The sequence below is a fragment of the Campylobacter sp. genome, from assembly GCF_017646085.1.
In the GTDB taxonomy this organism is placed as follows: domain Bacteria; phylum Campylobacterota; class Campylobacteria; order Campylobacterales; family Campylobacteraceae; genus Campylobacter.
Genome location: NZ_JAGCNF010000009.1, coordinates 1 through 6,312, shown reverse-complemented (window position 1 = coordinate 6,312; position 6,312 = coordinate 1). Strand labels below are relative to the sequence as shown.

4 protein-coding genes are annotated in these 6,312 nt (G+C 31.5%); 2 read left to right on the top strand and 2 right to left on the bottom strand.

Annotation, left to right across the window (positions count from 1 at the left end; all coding sequences use genetic code 11):
* Both htpG and J6V67_RS00495 read right to left on the bottom strand, forming a co-directional pair.
* Positions 1-1,074: molecular chaperone HtpG (gene htpG, locus J6V67_RS00500; RefSeq protein ID WP_291857190.1), on the bottom strand; the 1,074-nt coding region annotated here is incomplete at its 3' end.
* 47 nt (positions 1,075-1,121) lie between these two features.
* On the bottom strand, positions 1,122-3,371 hold the full coding sequence (locus tag J6V67_RS00495; RefSeq protein ID WP_291857188.1) for an AsmA-like C-terminal domain-containing protein: 2,250 nt from the start codon (positions 3,369-3,371) through the stop codon (positions 1,122-1,124).
* A 205-nt stretch (positions 3,372-3,576) separates the two neighbouring features.
* Between J6V67_RS00495 and mltG the strand changes: the two genes are divergently transcribed.
* Together mltG and J6V67_RS00485 are read left to right on the top strand one after the other, a co-directional pair.
* Entirely contained in the window at positions 3,577-4,548 is a 972-nt protein-coding gene (gene mltG / locus J6V67_RS00490) for an endolytic transglycosylase MltG (RefSeq protein ID WP_291857186.1), read from the top strand.
* A partial coding sequence (locus J6V67_RS00485; protein WP_291857184.1) for an ATP-dependent helicase occupies positions 4,548-6,312 on the top strand: 1,765 nt, incomplete at its 3' end. The genes mltG and J6V67_RS00485, both read left to right, overlap by 1 nt.

Sequence of the window (6,312 nt, the reverse complement as noted above, 5' to 3'; positions counted from 1 at the left end):
TTCATTTAATATTTTTTTTACGCTTTGGTCTTTTACTGTAGCTAGAATTTTATTTTCTTGTAAAATTTCACGACTCACATTTAATGGGATATCCTCTACATCCATAACCCCACGAACAAATCTAAGATATGGTGGAAGTAATTCTTTGGCATCATCAGTAATAAATACACGCTTTACATATAGTTTTACGCCGCTTTGATAATCAACCCTAAATAGATCAAATGGTTGAGATGAAGGTATATAAAATAGAGTAGAGTATTCTATTTTGCCCTCGGCTTTTGTGTGAATATGCATAAGCGGATCGCTACTATCGTGGCTTATTTGTTTATAAAAATCATTGTAATCGCTATCTTTTAATCCAGATTTACTCATTCTCCATAAAGCGCTAGCTTTATTTATTTGCGAGTTTTTGCTCTCATAGTGGCCATCTTTTTCATCGCCTTGTGGTGCTATCCATTCATCTTTATCCATAAAGATTGGATATGGGATGTGGTTTGAGTATTTTGTGATAATATTTTCAACTCTAAAACTATCGCAAAATTCATCATCATTTAGATATAGTGTAATCTGTGTTCCGTGGCTTGATAGACTAGATTTTGAAATTTCATATCCATTTGTGTCGCTACTCCATTTATGCGCTTCATCGCTTAGAGCTTTACGGCTGATTACCTCTATTTTGCTTGCTACCATAAAGGCTGAGTAAAATCCTACACCAAATTGGCCTATTAGTGAGCTATCCTTTTTAGCATCTCCGCTCATAGAGTCTATAAAGCCTTTAGTTCCACTTCTCGCGATTGTTCCTAGATTGTTGATTAGATCGCTCTCATCCATACCTATACCATTATCGCTAATTGTTAAAGTTTTAGCCTCTTTATCTAGTTTAATATCTATTCTTGGGCTGTAATTTAACGATTTATATTCATCATCTGTGAGGCACAGATAGTTTAATTTATCTAGCGCATCACTTGCATTTGAGATTAACTCTCTTAGAAATATCTCTTTATTAGAATAAAGTGAGTGAATCATTAAATTTAAAAGATCACTTACTTGTGTTTGAAATTGATGTTTTTGCATATTGTCTCCTTTGTCTTGATATTATAACTAACTAAATTTAACCTAAATTACTCAAAAATCACAAATGGCAAGGTTAGAGTATTTTTAATTATATTAAATGGTGTTTTTAATACATCAGTCACTACTTGAGTTTTAATAATTGGCTCATCAATTGTTCCGCTAATTTTTATAATTGTAGATATGCTTTTATCTTTTCCTAGAAGTATATAATTTACTAGTGGAATTTTATCAATGATTGAGCTAGCATCTTTTAATAGTTTTAGTTCTAGAGTAACATCAATAGCATTTGTAGCTAAATTTATAGCTCCATTTCCAACTATATCAGCAGTCGCACCTTTAATATCAATAGCGTGAATTGTTAGATTATCATCAATTCGCTCAAGTCTAATAATACCATTTTCAACACTAAAGCCTTTATTATTAAAATCGGGTACCTTAAAAATAAGCAAGCTCGGAATAGAGTCTAAAAATGCTAAAAGTTGATTATAAATTTTATAATCTTTAAGATATGTATCTTGTAGTTTTAGGTCGGCTTTGAAATTTTTACTATTTTTTCCGATAACTTTTAACCCAAAAACCCCCTCGCTAAATGAATTTAAATCTAAAAGATCATTAACAGATTCAGCCGCAATTCCTTCACCTTTGATACGTAATATATTATTTCCTTCGGTAATTGAGATATAACCACCAGCAAATTCACCATCAAATTTAAGTGTGTCGCTAGTTTTGCGTCCGTTAAAATGGTTAAACGATACACTTTTATTAATATCGGCTACATTTAATATAGTATCATTGGCTATAAAGCTTAGATTTTTATCAAAATCACCTTTGGCAGCATTAGAATTTATAGTAATTTTGGCTGAATTTAAAAATATATTTACCTCATCATTAATTATGCTAGCCTCTACTATGCCACTATCACTTTTTACATTAATAATATTGCTAACATTAATGGTAAAGTTATCATCGGTGTAATTTCCATCCTTTTTGGCTAGCATTGGAATATCAAATTTAGCATCATTAACTCTTGCATTGATATCTATAAAATTATTAGTTGTGATGTTAATTGCGGCTTTGGTGATATTTAAATCATTTATAAGCGCAGAGTAGGGCTTAAGCGGTTCTATGCTAGGTATATTTAGCGTAATTGGATTGGTAATATTTAGTTCATATCCTAAAGTTTTGGAGTTGATTTTTGGGGCTTTGCTAAAATCAAGCGTGATATTATCATCTAGATTTTTAATATCAAGTAGATTTGGAATAGTAATAGAGTTAAATTTAGTATCAAACCATGCTTGTTGCGTACTTGCATCAATAAAAGCACTAAAATTTGCATCAAAAATACTATTTTTTACATGACTATTTTCTATGGTGAGTTTATCGTTTTTTAAAATTATTTTAGCATGATTGGTATTAAATTTTGCTCCAGAGATATCAATATCGCCATTAAGTATAAACTCCCCATTGGCTTGTACAATTATATTGCTTAGGTCTATAATCAAGCCAAGCTTTGCGTCCATATTGCCACTATTTTGTGTGATTGGGATATTTATATTGTAGGCTTTTAGTATATTATTTATATCATTACTATATAATGTTTTAGTATAAATATCTAGTATTAAATTTGGCTTATTAATTAGCTCATTTATGCTTAAATTTACTATAGCGCTAGAACCTTGATATTTTGGATCTTTTATATCAAATTTAAGTCCAGAATTCTCAAATATCACATCTACGCTATTAGCAGTGGCTGCTGGGAGATTTGGGTGAAACTTTACTACTGGCGATGCTGCTGTGGCTTTACCATAGAGCTTTGAGATTAGCGGATCATTAGAGTTTAAATCAAATTTACCACGTAAAATCTCAACCCTATAATCTTTAGCTTTTATATACCCATAAATCCAGTTTTTAATCTCATTATCAAGCCCAGTAGCGCTAGCTAATGCGTTCACAAACTGCTCAATAGTATCAGCACTCACATCGTTAAGTTCATAGGTTAAAATATCATTTTCTATATTTAGTCCTAGATTTCCGCTAAGTTCATAGGAGTTAAATTTTCCACTAAATTTATGTTTATCATTATAGAAATTTAGCTCTAAATATCCATTAATTGTAGTGTTAAAATCTTTTAATGTAATTTCATTTACAGCAATATTTAGATTATGATTTTGTCTAGCAAAATTTGCATTTATATATAAATCTGTATTATTTAGATTAAATTTATTATCAGCATAGATAAAGTATGATTTATGCTCACCATTTGTAATATTTTTAAGTTCAATTGTCTCAAAAAGCATATCAATCCAGCTTAGATAATGTAAAAATTCTAAGGATGGTTTAGTGTTATTTTTTTCATTAGTCAATGGTAAAATATCGATATTTTTTACTCTTAGTGTAATTTTGTTATCTAATTTTATATATAATTGCGAAATTTTAAATTGGCTAAAATTTAGACTTTCTATCTTTATACCAATTTTTAACCATATAAAAAGGGCAACAAAAATGGAAATAAATAGCATCAAAAACACAGCTAAAAAGCGGTTTTTATTTATCATTTGTGAAATTGTACTCATATTTTTCCTATCGATTTTTGCTTCACTATCTCAAACGATGAACACCAGCAAGGCGGTATATCTACCAAAGGGAAGTGTAGGCGAAATTATATCTTATTTAGCTAAGCTAAATTTTAAGGTTGATGAATTTGATAAATATATTTTAGTTTTGATGGGATTTCCGCAATCTGGATGGATTGAAATTGGGCAGACTAGCCTTAGCAAATTTGATTTTTTATACAAGCTTACAACTGCTAAAGCTGCAATGAGAGATATTACGCTAATTCCTGGTGAAACTACAGCATATTTTTTCTATGAAATTTCTAAAAATTTGGGGCTAAACTATAATGAATTAATGAAAAGCTACTTAGAAAATGCGCCTATAAAAGAGGGGTTTTTAATCCCTGAGACATATAAAGTTCCAGTTGGAATTGGGGAGGCGCATTTAGTTTATTATCTAATTAACACATCTAAAAAACAGCATGAGAGCCTAAGTAGAAAGATTTTTGGCGAGTGGGATGAGAGACGATGGTATGAGTTTATCACCGTAGCTTCTATAGTACAAAAAGAGGCTGCTAACAAAGACGAGATGGCGTTAGTCGCTTCTGTCATATATAATAGGTTAAAAATTGGTATGAAGCTTCAAATGGATGGTACGCTAAATTATGACCTACACTCACACGAGAAAATCACGCCTAAAAAAATTGCTCAAGATAAGAGTCGCTATAATACTTATAAATATGCTGGTTTGCCACCAAGTGCGGTATGCAATGTAAGCTTTGATGCGATTAAAGCTGCAATTTTTCCTAAAAAGACAAATTATCTATACTTTGTCCGTGATAAAAGCACAGGTGGTCATATATTTAGTGCTAATTATGAATCGCATTTAGAGGCTATTAATCGTTCAAATAAGGCTAAATAATGCCATTGTCGAAGTTAAATAAGGAGCAATATAGAGCCGCCACAGCAGCAATGGGTCATAATTTAATAATTGCAAGCGCAGGCACAGGTAAAACTAGCACTATTGTAGCTCGGATTGCGCACCTTTTAAATTCTGGTATAAGTGCTGATAAAATACTGCTTTTAACATTTACTAATAAAGCAGCTAGTGAGATGATTGAGAGGCTTGAGAAATATTTTGATGGTAAAATTATAAAACAAATTAGAGCTGGCACATTTCACTCAGTCTCAAATCTGCTTTTAAAAAGCTTAGGCAAAGGGGTGATTTTAAAGCAGCCAAGTGAGCTTAAAACACTATTAAAGAGTATTGCAGACAGGAGGCAATTTCATAGAATTAGCGATACAAAGGGTTATAGTGGTGCGTATTTGTATGATATTTATTCGCTATTTTGCAATAGTTGTGTAAATGATGAAAGTTTTGAGGATTGGTTTGCTTTAAATTATCCAGATCAGGCTGAATTTGCTGCAATTTATGATGATATTTTGCGTGAATTTGAAGAGACAAAGATGCAGTTTAATTATGCTGATTTTAATGATTTACTTATTAAAATGCGTAATGAACTAAAAAACGGCTCTGCAATCTGCTTTGATGAAATTTTAGTTGATGAGTATCAAGATACAAATTCGCTTCAAGGTTCATTAATAGATGCATTTAATGCTAAAAGTTTGTTTTGTGTTGGTGATTTTGATCAAAGTATTTATGCATTTAATGGGGCAAATATAGAGATTATTGGCAGTTTTAAAGAGAGATATATAGGTGCAAATATCTACTCTCTTAATACCAATTATCGCTCAAGCGCTAAAATCCTAGCCTTAGCAAATAAAGTAATTGCTAATAATCCAAGGCTATATCCAAAATCGCTTGAAGTAAGTCGTGATGGTGAGTTTAAATCTCCTGTTTTATTAGTATATGATGAGCTTTTTGTCCAGTATAGTGCAGTAGCTGAGATAATCGCAAAGAGCAGATATCATAAAAGCGATATTGCCATAATTTTTCGTAATAATTCTAGTGCTGATGGATTAGAGGTAGCACTAAAAGAGTGGGGAATAAGCTGCAAACGAAAAGGTGGTGTGAGCTTTTTTGAGGCTCGTGAGATAAAGGCGCTTATTGATTTAGTAGCTATTTTAGTTAATCCTAAAGATATTATGGCCTTTATTCATATAATGGAGTATGCTCGTGGAATTGGTAATGCGCACGCTAAAGAGCTTTTTGATATTTTAAGTTCAGCAGGGCATGGAGATATTATAAAAGGTCTACTTCATCCTGATAAAAAAAGTGCCAAACTAGCACCTAAAAAACAAAATTATCAGTTGGGTCTTTTTGATGATTTTAGTGAATTTATGCCATCAAATCGCTTTGCTAGTCTTGGATTTGATGATGAGTTTATGGCTTCTCCTGCGCTCAATTACTCAAATTTAAATCAAAATGGAGCTATATTTTTATTTGAGCTTAAAAATTTAATCTATACTATAAATAATGAGCTAAACTCAAGTAAGATTATAAGTTCTATTATGCAATCAAAAATCTATAATATAATAGTTGATAATCTAGCCACCAAGCGAGCTACGCTAAAAAATGGAAATATCGATAGCGAGCTAAAATGCAGCGCAATAGAGCGGATAATGGCAAAAGCTAGAGTGCTTTTAGAGATTAGTAAGCGTCATAGTAGTATTGATAATTTTTATAATTTTTTAACTTTAGGCAAGAGCGAGATAAGTGAGGGAG

Bases quoted from the DNA above. Each gene is read 5' to 3' on its own strand.
- J6V67_RS00495 (WP_291857188.1), bottom strand. From the start codon at position 3,371: ATGCTTTTTGAGACAATTGAACTTAAAAATATTACAAATGGTGAGCAT.
- mltG (WP_291857186.1), top strand. From the start codon at position 3,577: ATGGAAATAAATAGCATCAAAAACACAGCTAAAAAGCGGTTTTTATTT.